This window comes from Methylobacterium nonmethylotrophicum (assembly GCF_004745635.1).
In the GTDB taxonomy this organism is placed as follows: domain Bacteria; phylum Pseudomonadota; class Alphaproteobacteria; order Rhizobiales; family Beijerinckiaceae; genus Methylobacterium; species Methylobacterium nonmethylotrophicum.
This window is the reverse complement of record NZ_SRLB01000029.1, coordinates 58,824-78,876: the sequence shown is the minus strand read 5'-3', so window position 1 is coordinate 78,876 and position 20,053 is coordinate 58,824. Positions and strand designations below refer to the sequence as shown.

General features: G+C 70.9%; 20 protein-coding genes and 1 tRNA gene. 11 read left to right on the top strand and 10 right to left on the bottom strand.

Translation table 11 applies throughout. The features are described from left to right. Positions 1-96: 96 nt before the first annotated feature. A tRNA-Met gene (locus EU555_RS28225) sits at positions 97-173 on the top strand. Between the two features lie 48 nt (positions 174-221). On the opposite strand, the gene EU555_RS28220 is transcribed toward EU555_RS28225, so the two are convergent. Then, complete coding sequence (locus tag EU555_RS28220; RefSeq protein WP_135418702.1) at positions 222-932, bottom strand: alanyl-tRNA editing protein; 711 nt, start codon at positions 930-932, stop codon at positions 222-224. 153 nt (positions 933-1,085) lie between these two features. Between EU555_RS28220 and EU555_RS28215 the strand changes: the two genes are divergently transcribed. The 7 genes from EU555_RS28215 to EU555_RS28185 all read left to right on the top strand — a co-directional run bounded on the left by EU555_RS28215 (position 1,086) and on the right by EU555_RS28185 (position 6,972). After that, positions 1,086-1,562 carry a response regulator gene (locus EU555_RS28215; RefSeq protein ID WP_135418701.1) on the top strand — a complete coding sequence of 159 codons (477 nt, stop codon included), beginning with the start codon at positions 1,086-1,088 and terminating at the stop codon, positions 1,560-1,562. A 162-nt stretch (positions 1,563-1,724) separates the two neighbouring features. Next, positions 1,725-2,720, top strand: a complete 996-nt coding sequence (locus tag EU555_RS28210) for an ABC transporter substrate-binding protein (protein WP_135418700.1) — start codon at positions 1,725-1,727, stop codon at positions 2,718-2,720. A 49-nt stretch (positions 2,721-2,769) separates the two neighbouring features. Further along, a complete protein-coding gene (locus EU555_RS28205; RefSeq protein WP_425375163.1) occupies positions 2,770-3,552 on the top strand; it encodes an ABC transporter permease in 783 nt (260 codons plus the stop codon). A 19-nt stretch (positions 3,553-3,571) separates the two neighbouring features. After that, entirely contained in the window at positions 3,572-4,420 is an 849-nt protein-coding gene (locus tag EU555_RS28200) for an ABC transporter ATP-binding protein (RefSeq protein ID WP_135418713.1), read from the top strand. Positions 4,421-4,606: 186 nt separating this feature from the next. Beyond that, complete coding sequence (locus EU555_RS28195; RefSeq protein ID WP_135418698.1) at positions 4,607-5,716, top strand: Ppx/GppA phosphatase family protein; 1,110 nt, start codon at positions 4,607-4,609, stop codon at positions 5,714-5,716. A 165-nt stretch (positions 5,717-5,881) separates the two neighbouring features. Beyond that, a complete protein-coding gene (locus tag EU555_RS28190) occupies positions 5,882-6,658 on the top strand; it encodes an RlmE family RNA methyltransferase (protein WP_135418697.1) in 777 nt (258 codons plus the stop codon). Beyond that, on the top strand, positions 6,655-6,972 hold the full coding sequence (locus tag EU555_RS28185; RefSeq protein ID WP_205821011.1) for a hypothetical protein: 318 nt from the start codon (positions 6,655-6,657) through the stop codon (positions 6,970-6,972). The genes EU555_RS28190 and EU555_RS28185 overlap by 4 nt, the downstream gene beginning before the upstream one ends. A gap of 187 nt (positions 6,973-7,159) precedes the next feature. Here the strand turns inward: EU555_RS28185 and EU555_RS28180 are convergent, their stop codons facing one another. Next, positions 7,160-7,939: a DUF4394 domain-containing protein gene (locus tag EU555_RS28180; RefSeq protein WP_135418696.1), complete on the bottom strand. Its 780-nt coding sequence runs from the start codon at positions 7,937-7,939 to the stop codon at positions 7,160-7,162. Between the two features lie 156 nt (positions 7,940-8,095). Between EU555_RS28180 and EU555_RS28175 the strand changes: the two genes are divergently transcribed. Further along, complete coding sequence (locus tag EU555_RS28175; protein WP_245524537.1) at positions 8,096-8,656, top strand: sigma-70 family RNA polymerase sigma factor; 561 nt, start codon at positions 8,096-8,098, stop codon at positions 8,654-8,656. Then, a complete protein-coding gene (locus tag EU555_RS28170) occupies positions 8,653-9,363 on the top strand; it encodes an anti-sigma factor (protein ID WP_135418695.1) in 711 nt (236 codons plus the stop codon). The genes EU555_RS28175 and EU555_RS28170 overlap by 4 nt, the downstream gene beginning before the upstream one ends. 333 nt (positions 9,364-9,696) lie before the next feature. Here EU555_RS28170 and recQ read toward each other — a convergent pair whose 3' ends face one another. Further along, entirely contained in the window at positions 9,697-11,544 is a 1,848-nt protein-coding gene (recQ, locus tag EU555_RS28165; RefSeq protein ID WP_135418694.1) for a DNA helicase RecQ, read from the bottom strand. Positions 11,545-11,643: 99 nt separating this feature from the next. On the opposite strand from recQ, the gene EU555_RS28160 reads away from it, so the two are divergent. After that, positions 11,644-11,886 (top strand): type II toxin-antitoxin system VapB family antitoxin, encoded by a 243-nt coding sequence (locus EU555_RS28160; RefSeq protein WP_135418693.1) that lies wholly within the window; start codon positions 11,644-11,646, stop codon positions 11,884-11,886. Positions 11,887-12,258: 372 nt separating this feature from the next. On the opposite strand, the gene EU555_RS28155 is transcribed toward EU555_RS28160, so the two are convergent. From EU555_RS28155 to EU555_RS28125, 7 genes are all read right to left on the bottom strand, one after another. Beyond that, complete coding sequence (locus EU555_RS28155; RefSeq protein WP_135418692.1) at positions 12,259-13,215, bottom strand: carbohydrate kinase family protein; 957 nt, start codon at positions 13,213-13,215, stop codon at positions 12,259-12,261. Between the two features lie 10 nt (positions 13,216-13,225). Beyond that, complete coding sequence (locus EU555_RS28150) at positions 13,226-14,344, bottom strand: ABC transporter ATP-binding protein (RefSeq protein ID WP_135418691.1); 1,119 nt, start codon at positions 14,342-14,344, stop codon at positions 13,226-13,228. Between the two features lie 13 nt (positions 14,345-14,357). After that, positions 14,358-15,176, bottom strand: coding sequence for a carbohydrate ABC transporter permease (locus EU555_RS28145; RefSeq protein ID WP_245524536.1), 819 nt, complete (start codon positions 15,174-15,176; stop codon positions 14,358-14,360). 1 nt (position 15,177) lies between these two features. After that, entirely contained in the window at positions 15,178-16,068 is an 891-nt protein-coding gene (locus EU555_RS28140; RefSeq protein WP_135418690.1) for a carbohydrate ABC transporter permease, read from the bottom strand. A 334-nt stretch (positions 16,069-16,402) separates the two neighbouring features. Continuing rightward, entirely contained in the window at positions 16,403-17,704 is a 1,302-nt protein-coding gene (locus EU555_RS28135) for an ABC transporter substrate-binding protein (protein ID WP_135418710.1), read from the bottom strand. A gap of 238 nt (positions 17,705-17,942) precedes the next feature. Beyond that, positions 17,943-19,454: a mannitol dehydrogenase family protein gene (locus EU555_RS28130; protein ID WP_135418689.1), complete on the bottom strand. Its 1,512-nt coding sequence runs from the start codon at positions 19,452-19,454 to the stop codon at positions 17,943-17,945. A gap of 148 nt (positions 19,455-19,602) precedes the next feature. Continuing rightward, entirely contained in the window at positions 19,603-19,989 is a 387-nt protein-coding gene (locus EU555_RS28125; protein ID WP_245524535.1) for a hypothetical protein, read from the bottom strand. Positions 19,990-20,053 lie beyond the last annotated feature (64 nt).

Here is a 20,053-nt window from a genome sequence, read left to right as displayed (position 1 = left end):
CATGGTACTGTGTCTCAAGACACGGGAGAGTCGGTCACCGCCAGACCTGCCAAGCACGCAACGTTCCCTCATCACGATCTCGGACGAACACCCTGGCGCGGGGTGGAGCAGCCCGGTAGCTCGTCAGGCTCATAACCTGAAGGTCACAGGTTCAAATCCTGTCCCCGCAACCAACCACAGCCAACAAGCCCGCCCGGTCACCCTGGCGGGCTTGTTCGTTTTCAGGCCACGGCCAGCCGCACGCGTCGGTTCTGCTTCCCCTTCTTCTCGATCGCCGTGACGGTAGCGGTGCCGATCTCAGCCGTACGGCGCACATGGGTGCCGCCGCAGGGCTGGAGGTCGAGCCCGTCGATCGCCACCAGCCGCACCCGGCCGCTCCCCATCGGCGGCTTCACCGACATCGTCTTGACGAGGCTGGGATTGGCCAGGAGTTCCTCGTCGGTGATCCAGCGTTCCGACACGGCGGCGTCCTGCGCGATCATCGCGCGCAGCCGCGCCGTCACCGCGTCCTTGTCGAGGCCGGCATCCGGGATGTCGAAGTCGAGCCGGCCCTCGCCGTCGCCGATCGATCCTCCGGTCACCGGGTAGGGGAGGGCGACCGAGAGCAGGTGCAGGGCGGTGTGCACCCGCATCCGGGCATGGCGCAGGGGCCAGTCGAGGGCGAGCCGGACACGCTCTCCCGCCATCGGCAGGGTCCCGCCCGGCGCGACCCGGTGCAAGACGGTGCTCTTGTCGGGCCCGTAGACGGTGTCGAGCACCGCGGTCACGCTGCCGTCCTCCCGCACCACCTGGCCGCGGTCGCCGGGCTGGCCGCCGCCTTGCGCGTAGAACAGGGTGCGGTCGAGGATGAGGCCGGTCTCGTCCGCCGCGACGACGCGGGCCTCCGTCTCGCGCAGGTAGGCGTCATCGCGGAACAGAAGTTCGGTGGGCATGGGTTCCCGTGGGGCTCCGGAAGGGGCGACGACTGTGGCCCGCCATGAAGGCGCCGTCGAGGCGTGCGGTCGACCGCAATTAACCATTCCGGTTAGCGAAGATGCAGGCCGGCTTCGCCTAGGGTCGTGGGCCTCTCGAGATCCAAGCCCGCGATGATCGCCACCCCGACCTTCCCGGACCTCTCGGCCCTCGTGGTCGACGAGAGCCTGTATATCCGCCGCATCGTCCGCGACATGCTGATGCGGGTCGGCATCAAGCGCCTGCTCGAGGCGCCGGACGGCGCCGAGGCCCTCGGCGTGCTCGCCGAGAGCAAGCCCGACCTCGTCGTGCTCGACTGGGACCTGGCGATCCTGTCGGGCGAAGAGTTCATCCGCCTCGCCCGCACGCCGGCGACCTCGCCGGCCCCGACCGTGCCGATCATCCTGATGCTGGCCCAGCCGCGCCGCAACGTGGTCGACCGGGCGATCAACCTCGGGGTCAACGAGATCATCGCCAAGCCGTTCTCGCCCAAGACCCTGTGGTCGCGCCTCGACGAGGTGATCAACCGGCCCCGTCCGTTCTCGCAGGTCAAGAGCCTGCTGCGTCCCCAGCCGCGCCTCGCCGCGGCGGCCGTGAAAGGCATGTTGTGACGCATCGTGGATGAGACGACGCGGCCGTTCGCGAGGGCGCCGCGAGTCTAAAGTCTTAGGCCCTCGGCCGTGATCCGGCTTCCAGCAGGCTCGACCTTTGTCCAGTATCCGGTTCCAAACCGATCCGGCGCCGCGTCTGCCCGGATGGACAGGGAGAGAAGCATGCTCACGCGCCTCGCCGCCGTCGCCGCCATCCTGGCGGCCATCTCCGGCCCGGCCGCCGCCCAGGACGTCGTGCGTCTCGGCAACCTGAAATTCGCCCATTACGGTGCGATCTCCTACATGAAGGAGATCGCTGCGAAGTATAACCTGAAGATCGACGAGAAGCAGTTCGCCAAGGGCGCCGACATCTATCCGGCCATGGCGGTGGACCAGATCGACATCGCGGCCTCCGGCGCCGACGGCGCGGTGGCGGCGCGCGGCAACGGCGTGAAGCTCCTGGTGGTGGCGGGCTTCGCCAATGGCGGCGTGCGCATCCTCGGCCGGCCCGACCTCGGCGCCAAGACGCTCGCCGACGTGAAGGGCAAGAAGGTCGCGGTGGTGCGCGGCGGCACCCAGGACCTGATGCTGCTGGCCGAACTGGAGAAGAACGGCATCACCTGGTCGGAGCGCCCGGGCAAGGACGTGCAGCTCGTCTACTTCAACAATTACGCCGACCTGAACCAGGCCCTGGCGCAGAAATACGTCGACGTGATCTGCCAGAGCGAGCCGCAATCGACCCAGGCCATCTCCAACGGCTGGGGCTACGAGATCGTCAAGCCCTACGACACCCCGGTCGGCCTGCCCTACCGCCCGCTGGTCATGACCGAGAAGATGTATACCGAGAAGCCGGACGTCGCCGCCCGGGTGCTGAGGCTGTTCGTCGAGGCGACCAAGACCTTCATCGAGAAGCCGGATCTCGCCGAGAAATACGTCCGCGAAACGGTCTTCAAGGGCCAGCTCAGCAGCCAGGATTTCCGCGATTCGATGGAGAACGCGGACTACACCTACGACATGCCGCCCGGCCACATGCAGATCACGGCCGACCTGATGCACAAGTACGGGCTGGGCAAGATGGTCAACCCGCCGAAGAGCGATGCCGAGTGGGTCAAGCTCGACCTCCTCGAGAAGGCGAAGGCCGAGCTCGGTGCCGGGACGACCAAGACGAAGACCAACTGAGCCGTCCCGGAGATCCGTCGTGACGCGCCTCTCCGCCTTCCGCGGCGCCCTGCTGCCGGTCGGGCTCCTGATCGTCTGGGAGATCGCCAGCCGGGCCGGCCTGTTCTCCGCCGTGGTGCTGCCGCCGCCGAGCGCGGTGGCGGCGCGCTGGTTCGCGAGCCTCCTCCCGGCCCTGCCGCACGACCCGGCGAACCAGAGCTACGCCGCCTGGCTCCTCTCCGGCGAGCTGCCGCACGACGCGGTGGCGAGCCTGAGCCGGGTGCTCGCCGGCTTCGCCATCGGCGTCGGCCTGGCCCTGCCGATCGGGCTCCTGATGGGCACGAGCGACCGGCTCTACGGCCTCGTCAACCCGCTGCTGCAGATCCTGCGGCCGATCCCGCCGATCGCCTACATCCCGCTGGCCATCGTGTGGTTCGGCCTCGGCAATCCGCCGGCTCTGTTCCTGATCGCGCTCGGCACCTTCTTCCCGGTCCTGGTCAATACGGTGGCGGGCGTGCGCCAGGTCGATTCGATCTACGTGCGCGCCGCGCGCAACCTCGGGGCGAATTCCTGGACCATGTTCCGCCGGGTGATCCTGCCGGCGGCGAGCCCCTTCGTGCTCGCCGGCATGCGCATCGGCATCGGCACCGCCTTCATCGTGGTCATCGTCGCCGAGATGATCGCGGTCTCGGACGGGCTCGGCTACCGGATCCTCGAGGCGCGGGAATACATGTGGTCGGACAAGATCATCGGCGGGATGCTGACGATCGGCGTGCTGGGCCTCGTCATCGACGGCGCGATGTCGCGCTTCAACGACCACCTGCTGCGCTGGCACCGCGGCCTGGAGCGCTGACCCCATGACCGCGACCCTCATGACCGCGACCGCTCCACACCGCCGGTCCGAGCCTGTCCCGGCTGCCGCCCCGGGTGCCGCCGACATCGCGATCGAGGGCGCCTCGAAGGTGTTCGGCACCGGCGACGGCGCCGTGGTGGCGCTCCAGGATGTCACCGCGTCGATCCCGGGCGGGCAGTTCGTCTGCCTGCTCGGACCGTCGGGCTGCGGCAAGTCCACCCTGCTCAACGCCATCGCGGGCTTCTCGCCCCTCACCGCCGGGTCGATCCGGATGGCCGGACGCCCCGTCGTCGATCCCGGCCCGGACCGCGGCATGGTGTTTCAGGAATACGCGCTCTTCCCCTGGATGACGGTGGAGCAGAACATCCGCTTCGGCCTCGACATCAAGGGCGTCGCCCGGGCGGAGGCCGACGCCATCGTCGCGCGCATCGCCGGCAAGCTCGGCCTGTCCGACTTCCTCGGCCGCTTTCCGAAGGACCTGTCCGGCGGCATGCGCCAGCGCGTCGCCATCGCCCGCATCCTGGCCCTCGACCCGCCCGTGATGCTGATGGACGAGCCGTTCGGCGCCCTCGACGCGCTGACGCGCCGCACCCTGCAGGACGAGCTGCTGCGGATCTGGGCCGAGTACCGCAAGACCATCGTGTTCGTGACGCACTCGATCGAGGAGGCGATCTACCTCGCCGACCGCATCGTCGTGCTCACCTATCGCCCGGGCCGGATGAAGCGCGACCTGATGGTGCCGCTCGCCCGGCCCCGCGACACGGCCTCCGCCGAGTTCAACGCGCTCAAGCGCGAGCTCGCCGGCTTGGTGATGGAGGAGCAGCAGCGCTTCACCCAGGCCGAGCTGACGGGGTCGTCGGTCGATTGACCGGCGACCCGCCGGCGGTCGATTGACCGGCGCTCCTCCATTCATTTCCGGATCTTCACGGTGAGATGGCGCCGGCGCGGCACGATCGCTGCTTTGCGTTCCGCCCGGAGCCACGTAAGCTTCGTGTCATGTGATGGACTCTTCGCCCCCGCGAGGGAGCGGACGTGAAGGATATCGGCCTCGCCGATGAGGGATGAGACGGTCGTCTCCGTGCCGGCGCGCGCCGCGGAGTACGCCGAGACAGCGCGCGCGACCGCGCCCCCGCCCCGCCCGGCGGGGGATGACCTCTCACGCCGGGCCGAGCGCCGCGCCTACGCGGCGCTCGATCTCGGCACCAACAATTGCCGGCTCCTGATCGCCGAGCCGGCGCCCTACGGGTTCCGGGTGATCGACGCCTTCTCCCGCATCGTGCGCCTCGGCGAGGGCTTAGGGAGCACCGACCGGCTGAGCGAGGACGCCATCGAGCGTACCGTCGACGCGCTGGCGGTCTGCTTAGGGAAGATGCGCGCCCGCGGGGTCGTGCGGGCCAAGTCGATCGCCACCGAGGCCTGCCGGCTCGCCGTCAACGGCCCGGCCTTCGTCGACCGGGTTCACCGCGAGGTCGGCCTCGCCCTCGAGGTGGTGGACCGGCGCACCGAAGCCTACCTCGCCGTCACCGGCTGCGCGGCGCTGGCGGACCGGCACGCGGAATCGGTGGTGATCTTCGACATCGGCGGCGGCTCGACCGAGATCGTCTGGCTCGACGGCAGCGCCGCGCTGGCCCGCAGCGCCGACCCGACCCTGCGCATCCGCGCCTGGGATTCGCTGCCCGTCGGCGTCGTCACCCTGGCCGAGCGCTACGGCGGGGCCGACGTCACCCGCCCGGTCTTCGAGGGCATGGTCGAGGAGGTCGCCGACCGCCTGACCAAGTTCGCGCTGATCGCGGGCGCCGCCGCCCACGCGCCGAACTTCCACCTGCTCGGCACCTCCGGCACGGTGACGACCCTCGCCGCCACCCATCTGCGCCTGCCGCGCTACGACCGCCGGCGGATCGACGGGCTCTGGATGCGCGACCGCGAGGTCAGCGACGCGATCGACGGCCTCCTGTCGACGCGCCTGTCGGACCGGGCGCAGAACCCCTGCATCGGCCGCGACCGGGCCGACCTGGTGCTCGCCGGCTGCGCCATCCTGGAGGCGATCCGCCGTGCCTTCCCGTCCGAGCGCCTGCGCATCGCCGATCGCGGCCTTCGCGAAGGCCTCCTTATGAACATGATGCGCGAGGACGGAGTCTGGCGCCGGGGCGTGCGGCCGGGCTGAACTCCGCCGTCCTCGCGCCCAACGGGCCTCAAGCAGCGCGCCTGCGCCCGACGTCCTGCAAGAAGCGGGCTTGCGCCCGTTGTCTTGCAAGAAGCGGGCTTGCGCCCGCATGCTCGGGGCGTCATCTGCCTTGAAGGTTTGTCGATCCATCGAAGGTCAAGGCATATGAGCGATCGTCGCGGCGGCGGCGTCCGGGGCGACCTGAAGCAGCGGGTGAAGACCGCGCGCGGGCGCACGGTCTCCTCCAAGCTCTGGCTCGAGCGCCAGCTCAACGACCCCTACGTGGCCCGCGCCAAGCGCGAGGGCTACCGCTCGCGGGCCGCCTTCAAGCTCCTCGAGATCGACGAGCGCTTCCGGCTGCTGCGACCGGGCCAGCGGGTGGTCGATCTCGGCGCCGCCCCCGGCGGATGGTCGCAGGTGGCCGCCGCCAAGGTCGGCAGCCATCCGGGCGCAGCCCCGCCGCGGGGCCGGGTGGTCGGCATCGACCTCCTCGAGATCGAGCCGATGCCGGGCGTCGATTTCGTCACCCTCGACTTCCTCGATCCCTCCGCCCCGGCGCTGCTGACCGAGATGCTGGGCGGGCCGGCCGACGTCGTGATGTCGGACATGGCCGCGAACGCCACCGGTCACAGGAAGACCGACCACCTGCGCATCATGGGTCTCGCCGAGACGGCCCTGGCGTTTGCCCGCGAGATCCTGGCACCCGGCGGCACCTACCTCGCCAAGGTGCTGCAGGGCGGCACCGAGGCCGGCCTGCTCACCGACCTCAAGCGCGACTTTTCCAGCGTGCGCCACGTCAAGCCGGCGGCGAGCCGGGCGGACTCGAGCGAGCTCTACGTGCTGGCGACCGGCTATCGCGGCGCCGGGGCGACGGACGGGCCCTATCGCGAGACCGGGGACGGCCAGGAGGATGACGGCGAGGCGCCGGGCTGGCGGCCGTGACGCCGGCGGCCGCGATCGCGCAGGCTCGCGCGCTGCTTCTGGCGGAAGGGTTCGTCGAGGTCGGGCAGGGAACCCGCGGCGAAAGTTTCTACTTCCGCCTGCCCGGGACCGACGGGCAAGTGCGGGTTGCCAATCATGCCCGCACGCCGCGCCAGCGGCTCAAGCATCCCGAGGTGGCGGCGAGCCTCGTCGTGGCGGGACCTTTGTCGGAGGCGGCGCTTCGGGTGCGCTTGAGCGCGACCCTGCGGGATTTCCGGGCACGGCAGCGCTTGGCTGACGATGTCGGTCAGGGCGGCCCGACATCCGTGAGGTAAGCGCGCTCTCCCACTCTCGCCGGAAAAAACGCCTGCGGCCCACCGCCGGTTGGCGTGGCTGGGCGAGCGGCGGCTTGCGACCCCAGGGCGAGCGCGAGGAGGTCCGCTCCTCGTCCCGTCGATGGCCTGGAGGGTTCGCTGCGACGCCCGCAACGAACCCCGGTTCCCGTCGTGATCGGGCTGGCGGCTACAGGCCGGGCAGAGCCGCGATGTCGCGCACCGTCCCGGTGGCGCCGGCGATCTTGGCGACCTGGGTCGCCTTGCCGGTAGCGAGATCGACGGCGTGCAGCGTGTCGCCCGACATCAGCCAGCCCTGGTTCTTCCCGGCGGCATCGGTGGTGATGTCGAAGGCCGCGCTCTCCGCGGCGACGCCCAGCATGCCCACCGTGTTGAGGATGCCGTCGTTCGGCGGTGCCTGGCGCAGGAGCGCGCCCGAGGCGTCGACGTCGAACAGCGTCGTCTCCTTCGCACCCTTCATCGCGTTGGTGTAGGCGCCCGCCACGACCTTGGGCGTCTTGCCCTTCATCGTGTCGCTCTCCGCGAACTTCAGCGACCCGTCCTTCACGACCTTGCCGTCGTCGACATTGGCGCGCAGGCTGGTGCCGTCCGAGCCGATCACCCGCAGCCGGTCGGCAACCGGGTTGAAATCGACGGTCGCCATCGCGCCCGTCGGCAGCATGGTCTCGAGCTTCGACTTCGTCGTCGCCTTGCCGGATGCGGTGTCGACGGTCAGCACCGTGCCGTCGGCGGCGAGCGCATAGAGCATGCCGTCGGCAGGGCGAACGTCGATACCGACGATCCGGCCCGGCACACCCGTGACCTTCACGGTCTTCGTCACCGTCTTGGCAGACACGTCGACGATGGCGAGCGTGTCGTCGCCGACGAGGGCCGCGACGGTCTGGGCCTGGGCGCCGCCCGCGAGGGCGACCGATGCGAAGAGCACGGATGCGAGGATGGCGCGTGTCATGGGCGTCTCCCGTTCCCGCCGGGGTCAGAACCGGCGGCGCGGATACACGGCGGCCGAGCGGGTGGATGCAGCGGGCACGAAAAAAAGTTCGAGCCTGCATCCGTTGGCGCTTCGGCCGTGTACTCTGGGCATGGGCGCGGTCGGGATGGATCACGGGTGCACGGCGTATCGGACGCGGCGCGGGCCGCGCTGTCGGTCGAGGAGACGTTGCGCCGCGTGGCCGGCGGCGACCGCGGCGCCTTGCGCGCACTCTACGACGCCGAGGCGCCGCGCATGCTCGGCGTGGCGTTGCGCATCCTGCGCCGGCGCGCGCTGGCCGAGGAGGCCGTGCAGGATGCCTTCGTCCAGGTGTGGCGGAATGCGGGATCGTTCGATCCCGCTCGGGGCACGGGTCGCGCCTTCCTCTACGCGGTCCTGCGCTACCGCGCCCTCAACATCCTGCGCGCCGAGGCCCGCACCGATCTTAACGACGCCGCCGACCATGACGTCGCGAGCGAGGAGGAGGGGCCGGACGCCGTGGTGGCCCGCCTCTCCGAGGCCAGGGCGTTGCGGCGCTGCCTCGACGGGCTCGATCCGCATCGCCGCAACGCCATCGTGCTCGCCTACGCGCACGGCCTCAGCCACGGCGAACTGGCCGGCCGGCTGGGTCTGCCGCTCGGGACCGTGAAGTCGTGGCTGCGCCGATCGCTCCTCGCGCTCCGGGAGTGCATGTCGTGACGCCGGCGGAGCGCGACGCCCTGGCCGCCGAGCATGCGCTCGGCCTGCTCGAAGGGGCCGAAGCCGTCCGGGCCGCCCGCCTCGCGGAGACGGACACGGACTTCGCCGCGAGCGTCGAGGCGTGGCGCGCGCGCCTGGCCGAGATCGACGAGACGGCGACTGCGGTGCCGGCCGGGGACGCGCTCTGGCACCGGATCGAGCAGCGCCTTGGCGGCGAGGTGCATGCCGCTCGTCAACACGCGGCGTTGACCGAGCGCTGGCTCGCCGTCTGGAACAGCCTCGGCTTCTGGCGTGGCGCCGGTCTCGCCGCGGGTGCGGCGTGCCTGGCCCTCGCCGCTGGTCTGTTCGTGCTCGCAGCGCGGCAGCCCGCGCCGGTCCTGGTGGCCGCGCTTCTCACCGACGACAACCGGGTTGCGGCGATCGTCAACATCGGTGCCGATGGACGGGCGAACCTCATTCCCCTGGCCGATCTGCCGGTGCCGAGCGGCCGGGTGCTCGAAGTGTGGACCCTGTGGGACCGGGCTCGCGGGCCGGTCTCGGTCGGCCTCTCGCAGCGCGCGCAACGCCTGGACCTGAAGGTCGACGACCTGCCGAGGGCGGTGCCCGATCAGCTGTTCGAGATCACGCTGGAGCCGGCCGGTGGCTCGCCGACAGGCCGGCCGACAGGTCAGATCCTGATGAAGGGAGTGACCGCCCGCGCGCTATGACGGGTGGCGTGGCCGACGTTCGCTCTGCTCCGCAGAGGACGGTGGGGTGCCGGCCTGTCGAGCGATCACCGCTTCAGGGCCGTCGGCCAGCCGCCGCTTGCCACTTTCGGCGGCCTTTCGCACGGTCGCGCTGCTCGGGTTCGGACTTTCCGGGACGACGGTGTGATGCGTTCGCGGAGATCGGGCGACGCCATGCCGGCGGCGCGGCGCTCGATGCCGAAGCCTGAGCTGCAGCCGCTTTCACGGGGCACCGCCAATTCCTTCCCCCATCCCGCAGAAGGGGGGGTGGGGCCGCGGCGTCCGGGCTGTCGGGATCGACGACGGAAAGCCCGCTCACCCCGCCCGCTTGGCCGCATCCGCCAGGAACTCCGCCACGGCCTCCACGAAGGGCTGCCCGTAGGCGTCCCGCTTGCGCTCGCCGACGCCATGGATCGAGCGCAGGGCCCAGAGGTCGACGGGCTTGGCGCGGGCCATCTCGATCAGGGTGCGGTCGGGGAAGATCATGTAGGCGGCCACGCCCTCCTGGCGGGCGAGCGTCGCGCGCAGGCCCCGCAGGTGCTGGAACAGGGCCTCGTCGGCCTCCGACAGGCCGAGCGTGTCGTCGCGGTCGGTGGCCCCGCGGCGGCGCTCCTTCGGGGGTTTCGGCTCTGGATCGGGGCGGAGCTGCACCGGCTCGCGGCCGAACAGGATCGCCTCGCCCTTGTCGGTGAGCGCCAGGCCGCCATAGCCGTCGCCGTTCTCCGCCACGGCGCCGGCGGCGAAGAGCTGGCGCAGGATCGCCCGCCAGGCCGCCACCGGCTTGTCCGAGCCGACCCCGAAGGTCTTCAGCTGGGTATGCCCATTGCGGCGGATCTGCTCGCTCTCCTTGCCGTGGACGAGGTCGCAGATATAGGCCGCGCCGAAGCGCTGGCCGGTGCGCACCACCGCCGAGAGCACCTTCTGGGCCGCCACGGTGCCGTCGATGAGCGAGACGCCGCCGCGGCAGAGGTCGCAGCGGCCGCACGGCTGGCTCTGCTCGCCGAAATAGCCGAGCAGCGACTGGCGCCGGCAGGTCGCGCCCTCGCAGAGCGCGATCATCGCCTCGAGCTTGCGGCGCTCGACCCGGCGGCGGTCGTCCGGCACCTCCTTCTCGTCGATCTGGCGCCGGCGCAGGGCCATGTCGTCGAGGCCGTAGAGGGTGAGCGTGTCGGCCGGCAACCCGTCGCGGCCGGCGCGGCCGATCTCCTGGTAGTAGCTCTCGATCGTCGAGGGCATGTCGGCGTGGCAGACGTAGCGCACGTCCGGCTTGTTGATGCCCATGCCGAAGGCCACGGTCGCCACCACGACGACGCCGTCCTCCTGCAGGAAGGTGTCCTGGTTGCGCATCCGCACGGTCTGCTCCAGGCCGGCATGGTAGGCGAGCGCGTTGAAGCCGTCCTGTTGCAGGATCTCGGCGATCTGCTCGGTGCGCTTGCGCGACGAGCAGTAGATGATGCCGCTCTCCGCCTTGCGCGGGCGCAGGAAGCGCGAGAGCTGGCGCGTCGGGTGCTCCTTCGGCGCGAAGGTCAGGCGGATGTTCGGCCGGTCGAAGGAATGGACGAACAGTTCCGGCTTGCGCCCGCGGGGAAACAGCCGCTCGGAGATGTCGGCCCGGGTCGCGGCGTCGGCGGTCGCCGTGAGCGCCACGGTCTGCACGTCGCCGAGCGCCTCGCGGGCACGCGCGAGGTCTCGGTATTCAGGCCTGAAATCGTGGCCCCATTGCGAGACGCAGTGGGCCTCGTCGACGGCCAGCCGCCGCACGCCCGCACCCTGCAGTGCCTCGATCAAGCCGTCCATCAGCAGCCGCTCGGGCGAGACGAACAGCAGGCGCAAGGACCCTGAGCGGATGCCGCGCCAGGTCTCGCGGGCGCTCGATTCCGACACCGTGGAGTTGAGCGTGCCGGCGGCGATGCCGAAGCCCTGCATCTGCTGCACCTGGTCGTGCATCAGCGCGATCAGCGGCGAGACGACCACGGTGAGCGACTGCTCCACCAGGGCCGGGAGCTGGTAGGTCATCGACTTGCCCGAGCCGGTCGGCATCACCGCGAAGACGTCACGCCCGTCGAGCACGGCGCCGATCACCTCGGCCTGGCCGGGACGGAAATCCTCGTAGCCGAAGGTCTTGCGGAGCGCGGCGCGGGCCTCGTCGAGGCGGTCTGTCATCGGGGTTCTGCGGGCTCGTTGCGGGCGGGCAGCGACGGGGCGGCTTGTCGGGGTCCCCGCATCGACGATGGCGATTCATCGCCGAGACGGGAGGCCACCATGACGAACGATCATCGCGATGGAGACGTGAATCGGCTCGCGGAGACGCTGGCATCGACGGCGGGACTCGGCAAGGTCGAAGCGGTTCGTATGGCTTTGGCCAATGAACTGCAACGGCGCGAACAGTCGCTCGCCGAGTTCCGGGCCCGCATCAAGCCGATCCAGGACGCCATCGCCGCCCATCCGTCCACGGGCCTGGAGGCCGACAAAGCCTTCGACGACGCGCGGAACGGCGAGCCCTGAATGTTCACCTTCGAGGCCGTCGATCAAAGATCGAGTCGATCTTCCATCGCCTGCGATCTCTGATCGCCGTCACCTCCGGATGAGGTCGCGGGTCGGAGGGGCTGACGCTGCCTCAAGACCCCACTGTCGTGCGCCGTGGGATTGCACGGCGCAACTCTGCTCAGTCTCTTGTTTTATCATCATTTTCGCTGGCGCGGTCCCTCGGGTCGCCGCCGAACCGGTGACCATGTCGGCACCGGTCGCTCGCGACCGGCGGGATGATGCTTCGGTCCGGGCCGCGCTGCCATGCAGGCGGTGGCGCTGCCGTCGAACGGGACCGCCTTGATGCCGGAGATGCCGAGGGCGCGGCCCGAGGGCATCGGAACGCGCGCATCAGGGCGTGAGTGCCCGGAGGGCCGCGAGGGTCGGCAGGTCGGCGCCGAGGCGGGTGCAGGTCAGGCTCGCGGCCGCCACCGCCTCGGCCAGGATCTCGGCGAGGGCCTCGGGGCCGAGGCCGAGGATCGCGTCGCGCGAGAGCCGGCCGTCGCGGTCGAGGCGCGCCAGCAGCGCGGCGTGGAAGGTGTCGCCGGCTCCCACGGTGTCGATCACCGCGACCGTCCGGCCCGGCACGGCGAGCGATCCGCCGGCCCGGTAGGCCCGCGCGCCGTCGGGTCCCGCGGTGACGACCACGAGGGCTACCCCCGCATCGAGCCACGCCCTCGCGATCTCGCCCTCGTCGGCGCCGGCGCCGTAGGCGGCGCGCAGGTCCTCGTCCGAGAGCTTGACGATGTCGGCATGCGCCACGAGGTCGTCGAATCGCGCGTGCCAGCGTTGCAGGTCGGGAATCAGGCCGAGGCGCAGGTTGGGATCGAGGCTGATCACCCGCCGCCGCGCCTCCCGGGCGGCGAGCGCCGCGTAGGCCGTGCCGACGGGCTCGGCCACCAGGGAGAACGAGCCCAGGGCGATGGCCTCGACCGCATCGGGCAGCGTCGCCGGCAGGTCGGCCGTCGTGAGGTCGGCGTGGGCGCAAGCCTCGGCGTGGAAGGTGTAGGCGGGGTGGCCGTCCGGCCCGGTCGACACGATGGCGAGCGGGGTCGGCCGGGCGCTCTCACGGGCGAAGGCGAGGTCGACGCCCTCGGCTGTCAGCCGGTCGGCCAGCATCCGCCCGAAGGCGTCGCCGGACAGGCCGCCGAGGAAGCCGCTCGTCGCCCCGAGCCGGGACAGGCCGATCGCCAGGTTGAACGGCGAGCCGCCCGCCACCGCGAGCGCCGGCAGGCCGGCGCGCTCGGGGCTCGGGCGCACGGTCTCGACGAACAGGTCGATCAGGGCCTCGCCGCAGACCAGGATCATGGGGCTCTCCTCACGCTGCCAGCGGATGCCGCGACTGGTGCGGCAACGCCCGGCCCTCGCCGTCGAACAGGTGCGTCGCCCCGGGATCGATCGTCAGGCGGATCGTCTCGCCGACCCGCACCGGGGCGCTGCCCTCGATCTGGGCCACCACCGTCGCGCCGTCCGCAACCGCGGAATCGGTCACCGCGACATGGGCGAGGGTGAGCCCGCCGAGACGCTCGACGTGGCGCACCGCGCCGGCGAGCGCCCCCTCCGCGCCGGGCTTCAGCGCCTCCGGGCGGATGCCGAGCGTCACGCCGGTCCCGGGCGCGGCGCGGGTGCTGTCCACCGGCACCACGACCTCGCCGCCGCCCGGCAACCCCACCCGCACGCCGGCCGGATCGCCGGACACGACCCGCACCGGCAGGAGGTTCATCCGCGGGCTGCCGATGAAGCCGGCGACGAAGAGGTTGGCCGGGTGGTGGTAGAGCTCGAGCGGCGAGCCGACCTGCTCGATCCGTCCGGCCTGCAGCACCACGATCTTGTCGGCCATGGTCATCGCCTCGACCTGGTCGTGGGTGACGTAGATCATCGTGGCGGCGAGGTCGCGGTGGAGCCGCGCGAGCTCGATCCGCATCTGCCCGCGCAGGGCCGCGTCGAGGTTCGAGAGCGGCTCGTCGAACAGGAAGATCTTGGGGTGGCGCACGATCGCCCGCCCGATCGCGACACGCTGGCGCTGGCCGCCGGAGAGGTCCTTCGGCTTGCGGTCGAGATAGGCGTCGAGCTGCAGGATGCGCGAGGCCTCCGCCACCTTGGCGGCGCGCTCCGCCTTCGAGGCGCCGGCGAGCTTGAGGGCGAAGGCCATGTTGTCGCGCACGCTCATGTGCGGATAGAGCGCGTAGGACTGGAACACCATCGCGAGGCCGCGGTCGGCGGGGCCGACCTCGTTGACCCGGGCGCCGTCGATGAAGAGGTCGCCGTCGGTGATCTCCTCGAGCCCCGCGATCATCCGCAGCAGCGTCGACTTCCCGCAGCCCGACGGGCCGACGAAGACCGCGAATTCGCGGTCGGCGATGTCGAGGTCGACGCCCTTGATGATCTCGGCGGTGCCGTAGCTCTTGCGCAAGGCGCGCAGGCGGAGGGTGGCCATCGGCTGGGATCTCCTACTTGACGGCGCCGAAGGTGAGGCCGCGCACCAGCTGGCGCTGCGACAGCCAGCCGAAGACCAGGATCGGCGCCACCGCCACCGTCGAGGCGGCGGACAGCTTGGCGAAGAACAGACCCTGCGGGCTCGAGAACGAGGCGATGAAGGCGGTGAGCGGTGCGGCCGCCGAGGAGGTGAGGTTGAGGCTCCAGAACGCCTCGTTCCAGCACAGGATCAGCGAGAGCAGCCCCGTCGAGGCGACGCCCGGCAGGGTCAGCGGCAGCAAGAGATGCCAGACCTCCGCCCCCGTGCGGGCCCCGTCCATCCGCCCGGCCTCCAGGATGTCGTTCGGCACCTCCTTGAAGAAGGTGAACAGCATCCAGACCACGATCGGCAGGTTCATCAGCGTGTAGACGAGGATGAGGCCGATCCGGGTATCGAGGAGCCCCAGGGTGCGGAAGAGGAGATAGATCGGCACCAGGACGCCGACCGAGGGGAGCATCTTGGTCGAGAGCATCCACAGCAGCGTCGAGCGGGTCCGCTTCGTCGGGTGGAAGGCCATGACGTAGGCGGCGGGAATCGCGAGAGCGAGCGCCAGCACCGTGCCGCCGATCGCGATGATCACCGAGTTGAGCGCGAAGGCGAGGTAGTCGGCTCGCGCCAGCACGTCGCCGTAAGCCTGCAGCGTCGGCGTGAAGGCGATGCTGGGCGTCACCGCCTCGGGCTCGCTCTTGAGGCTGGTGAGCAGCATCCACAGGAGCGGGAAGAACAGCACGAAGGCCGCTCCCCAGCCGAGCACCGCGATGCCGATGCGCCTGGACAGGCTCTGCTTGACCACGTCACACCTCCAGCCGGCGCGCGATGGTGCGCACGAGGAAGAACGCCACGATGTTGGCGAGCACGATCGCCACCACGCCGCCGGCCGAGGCGCCGCCGACGTCGTATTGCAGGAGCGCCCGGGCGTAGATCAGGAAGGCGAGGTTGGTGGTGGCGTTGCCGGGCCCGCCGGCGGTGGTGACGTAGATCTCGGCGAAGACGGTGAGCAGGAAGATCGTCTCGATCATCACCACGACGCTGATCGCCCGGGAGAGGTGCGGCAGCACGATGTAGACGAATTGCGCCACCGCGCCCGCCCCGTCCATGCGGGCGGCCTCGAGCTGCTCGCGGTCGAGGGATTGGACGGCGGTGAGCAGGATCAAGAGCGCGAAGGGCAGCCACTCCCAGGAGACGATCAGGATCACCGAGAGCAGGGGATGGTCGGCGAACCAGTCGACGGCGGGAAGGCCGAGCGCCCGCGCCGCGGCGCCGAAGACGCCGTAGATCGGGTGCATCATCAGGTTCTTCCAGATCAGCGCCGCCACCGTCGGCATGACGAAGAACGGCGCGATCGCGAACAGCCGGGCGACGTCGCGGCCCGGGAAGGGCTGGTCGAACAGCACGGCCAGCAACGTGCCGCCCACCACCGTGATGGCGAGCACCGAGCCGACCAGGATCAGGGTGTTGGCGAGCGAGGCCCAGAAATCCGGGTCGGTGACCAGGAACTCGTAATTGTCGATCCCGGCGAAGCCCGTGACCGTCGGATCGAGCAGGTTGTAGCGCTGGAGCGAGAACCACACGGTCATCACCAGCGGCACGATCATCCAGATCAGCAGGACCGTGACCGAGGGGCCGATCAGCGGCAGGCCGTTGAAGCGGCGGCCCTTCGCGGGGGCCGTGGAGGGAGTGGACATCCGGCGTCGCCTCGTCGCGCGGGTCTCGGGTCGGGGCCGCTGGCGGCCCTGGTATTGTCGCGGCCGGTTGAGCTAACGGCCTGAATCAGAATGGCACCGGATCCCCTCTCCAGGCGATGCCGGGCTTGCCCGGTATCGCTGCAAGGTGTGGGAGAGGGGTAGGGGTGAGGGTGGAGACGGTTCAGGATCGAGCACTGGAGGTCGAGCTGCCAGCACCACGCTCAGCGCTTCACACTGAAGCGCGCCACCCTCACCCCCGGCCCCTCTCCCACACGGGAGAGGGGGGAGCGCCATCCTCGTCGAGAGTCAGCCCCCGCAGCCCGCCGGCTCTGTCCTATTTCGGATAGCCCGCCTGTCGCATCGTCCTCTCGGTCGCCGACTGAGCGGCCTTGAGCGCCGCGTCGATCGTCTGCTGGCCGGTGAGCGTCGCCGCGACGGTCTGGCCGACCTGGGTGCCGATGCCCTGAAATTCGGGGATCGCCACGAATTGCGCGCCCGTATAGGGCCGCGGGTTCCTGGTCTGGCCGCTCGGGTTCGCGCTGTCGATCGCCTTCAGGACGAAGCCCGCGAAGGGCGCGGCCTTCTGGTAGTCGGCGCTCTTGTAGGTCGATTCGCGGGTGCCCGGCGGCACCGCGACCCAGCCGTTCTCGCGCGCCACCATCTCGATATAGGCCTTGCTGGTCGCCCAGGCGACGAAGGCCTTGGCGGCGTCCTTCTGCTTGGAGGAGGCCGGGATGCCGAGGTTCCAGCTCCACAGCCAAGTCGGCCCGCCCTTGAAGGTGCCGGTCGGCATCGGCGCGAAAGCGACCTTGTCGGCGACCTGCGACTGCTTCGGGTCGTAGAGCAGGCCGGCCGCGACGGTCGAGTCGATCCACATCGCGCAGCGGCCGCTGGCGAACAAGGCCAGGTTCTCGTTGAAGCCGTTCGAGGTCGCGCCCGGTGGGCCGTAGTTCTTCAGCACGTCGGTGTAGAAGGTCAGGGCGTTCTTCCACTCCGGCGTGTCGATCGTGGTCTTCCAGCCGTCGCCGAACCACTGGCCGCCGAAGGTGTCGACCAGCGTCGTGACGTAGGCCATGTTCTCGCCCCAGCCCGGCTTGCCGCGCAGGCAGAGGCCGTAGGTCTGGCTGGACTTGTCGGTGAGCTTGGCGGCGAAGCCCTTGATCTCCTCGTAGGTCGGCGCCTCGGGCATGGTCAGCCCGGCCTTCTCGAACAGGTCCTTGCGATAATAGGTCATCGCGCTCTCGCCGTAGAAGGGCAGCGCGTAGAGCTTGCCGTCCCGGCTCACGCCGTCGCGGACGGTCTTGAGGATGTCGTTCGCGTCGTAATCGGCCGGCAGGCCGTCCATCGGCTCGAGCCAGTTCTGGCGCGCCCAGATCGGCACCTCGTAGTTGCCGATGGTCAGGATGTCGAACTGGCCGGCCTTGGTGGCGATGTCGGTGGTGACGCGCTGGCGCAGCACGTTCTCCTCGAGGACCACCCAGCGCAGCTTGATGTCGGGATGCGCCTTCTCGAAGGCCGAGGAGAGCTTCTGCATCACCACCATGTCGCCGTTGTTCACGGTGGCGATGGTCAGGGTCGCATCCGCGAGGGCCGGGGTTCCGGCGAGCAGGGCCGCTGCGACCAGCAGGGGTTGCATCCGTCTCACGTCGTGTCCTCCCGTGGCGCCGTTCTCCCCGGTCGGGGGGCGGCTTTGGGTGCAATTGGTGCGGGTCCCATGGGACGGCGTCAAGCGGGGAAGGGGGCGTGGCGGTGCCGCCGCGGCAGGACGCTCCAGGGGCTGTCCCGTAGATGACCTAACGTCATCCGGAAGTCTGGCGCGGGGTCCCCTCCCCAACACGGGAGAAGCGGGCGTGCTGCCTCTTGAAACGTCGGTGCTAGAGAGCCGCCCGCCGCGCCGCCTCGTCGAGGGTCGCCTGGATGCCCCGCCCGTAGAGCATCCCGAGCCAGTGCGCGACGGGCTCCACGAGGCGCGGATCGTCGCCGAGTTCGCCGAAGAGCGGGCGGAGGCCGAGAAGCGGGCGCGGGTCGGGGCCGCCTTGAACCGCTCTCTCGCGCAGGAGCGCCGCCATCGGGTGGCGCACCTCGATCGCGCCGCCGCTCTCGTCCTCGCCCCGCACCCGGCGCAGCCAGGCGGCGAGCGCCAGCGCCAGGAACTCCACGCTGCCGCCCTGCTGCAGCCGGCCGCGGATCGGATCGACCAGCACGTTGAGGGGGGCGTCGGTGTTGACCCGCTCCACCGTGTCGCGGATCGCCGGGTTGGCGAAGCGCGCGACGAGGGTGCGCTTGTAATCCTCAAGGTCGATGCCCGGCACCGGCGGCACCGTCGGGCCGGTCTCCCGGTCCATGAGCGCCGTCATCACGGCGGCGATGCGCGGATCGGCCATCGCTTCGTCGATGGTCACGTAGCCGGCGAGGCGCCCCAGCCCCGAGACCGCGAGGTGGCTGCCGTTGAGGAGCCGGAGCTTCATGAACTCGTAAGGCGCGACATCCGCGACGAACTGGGCGCCGACCCGCTCCCAGGCCGGGCGGCCGGCGGGGAAGCGGTCCTCGATCACCCACTGGGTGAAGGTCTCGCTGAAGACCGGCCAGGCGTCGGAGAGGCCGTGGCGGCGGGACAGCGCCTCGACATCCGCCGCCGCGGTCACCGGCGTGATGCGGTCGACCATGGTCGACGGGAAGGCGACCGCGGCGGCGATCCAGTCGGCGAGGCCGGAATCCTGCACCGCGTCGCGCAGGCGCGCGAGGCTCACCACCGCGTCGCGCAGGACGTCGCCGTTGTGCTGGATGTTGTCGCAGGTGAGCGGGGTGAAGGGCGCCGCGCCGGCGGCGCGCCGCCGCCGCAGGGCCTCGACGATGACGCCGACCGCGCTCTTCGGCCGTTCCGGCTCGGCGAGGTCGGCCCGGATCAGGGGGTGGTCGGGGTTCAGCCGCTTCGTCGCCGGGTCGAGGCAGTAGCCGTTCTCGGTCACCGTCAGGCTGACGACGCGGATCGCCGGGTCGTCGATCGCGTCGAGCAATGCGGCCGTCGTCTCGCCCGCGAAGGCGACGCCGGCGAGCGACCCGATCACCGTGACGGTCTCGTCCGCGCCCTCGCGCTCGACCAGGGTGTAGAGCGCGTCCTGCGGCGCCAGCGCGTCGATCATCCGCCGGTCGCCCGGCATCAGCCCGACGCCGAGGATGCCCCAGGCGAGGGCGTCGGGGTCGCGCGCCATCAGGTCGTGGGTGTAGCGGGCCATGTGCGCCCGGTGGAACCCGCCGAGCCCGAGATGGACGATGCCCGCGCGCACCCGCGTCACGTCGTAGGCGGGCCGGCGCATGCCCGGCGCGAGGCTCGCCAGCGTCGCGCGGCGGAGAGGCACGGGGTCGCGTTGCGGGTCTGCGCTCATGGCCGTCGCTCGGGCTGGAACTCGGATGCCGGGTTTGAGGCCCGGGAGCCCTGATTACTGCCGCGTCGTGGACGCGTCGATGGCGGGCCCGGTCGCCCGCCGGTGCTCAGACCCCGCGGTCGGCGCGGCCGGCGATCGAGGCCGCCGCTCAACCGTTGCGGCGGGCGGTCCAGCGCCCGGCGCAGGGCGAGATCCCGGCGAGGCTCCAGCGCCCGCTGCCGGCGGACCCGCGCAGGCGGCCGGTGACCGAGACGCTGGCGAGGCCGCTGCGGATCGTGCCGGTGATGCGCCCGTCGGCGGCGGCCCGGCCCGACGCGTCCACGTCGTTGCCGCCGGCATCGTCGACGAGGCCGTCCCGGATGACGATCGGGTAGCGGTAGGGTCCGGTGCAGGTCCCGGTCTCGGCGGTCGCGACGACCGACCAGGATCCGTCGAAGCGGCTCGCCGCCGGGGCGGCGAGGGCCGGGCCCGCCAGGGCGAGGCACAGGGCCGTCGAGAGGATCGGCATTCGGACCGGGCAGCGGGAGGGTGTCATGGTCTCCTCTGATCTGGGTCGGTGGAAGGCCGCGGCGGCCTTCCGGGCCATCTCGCCCATCGCG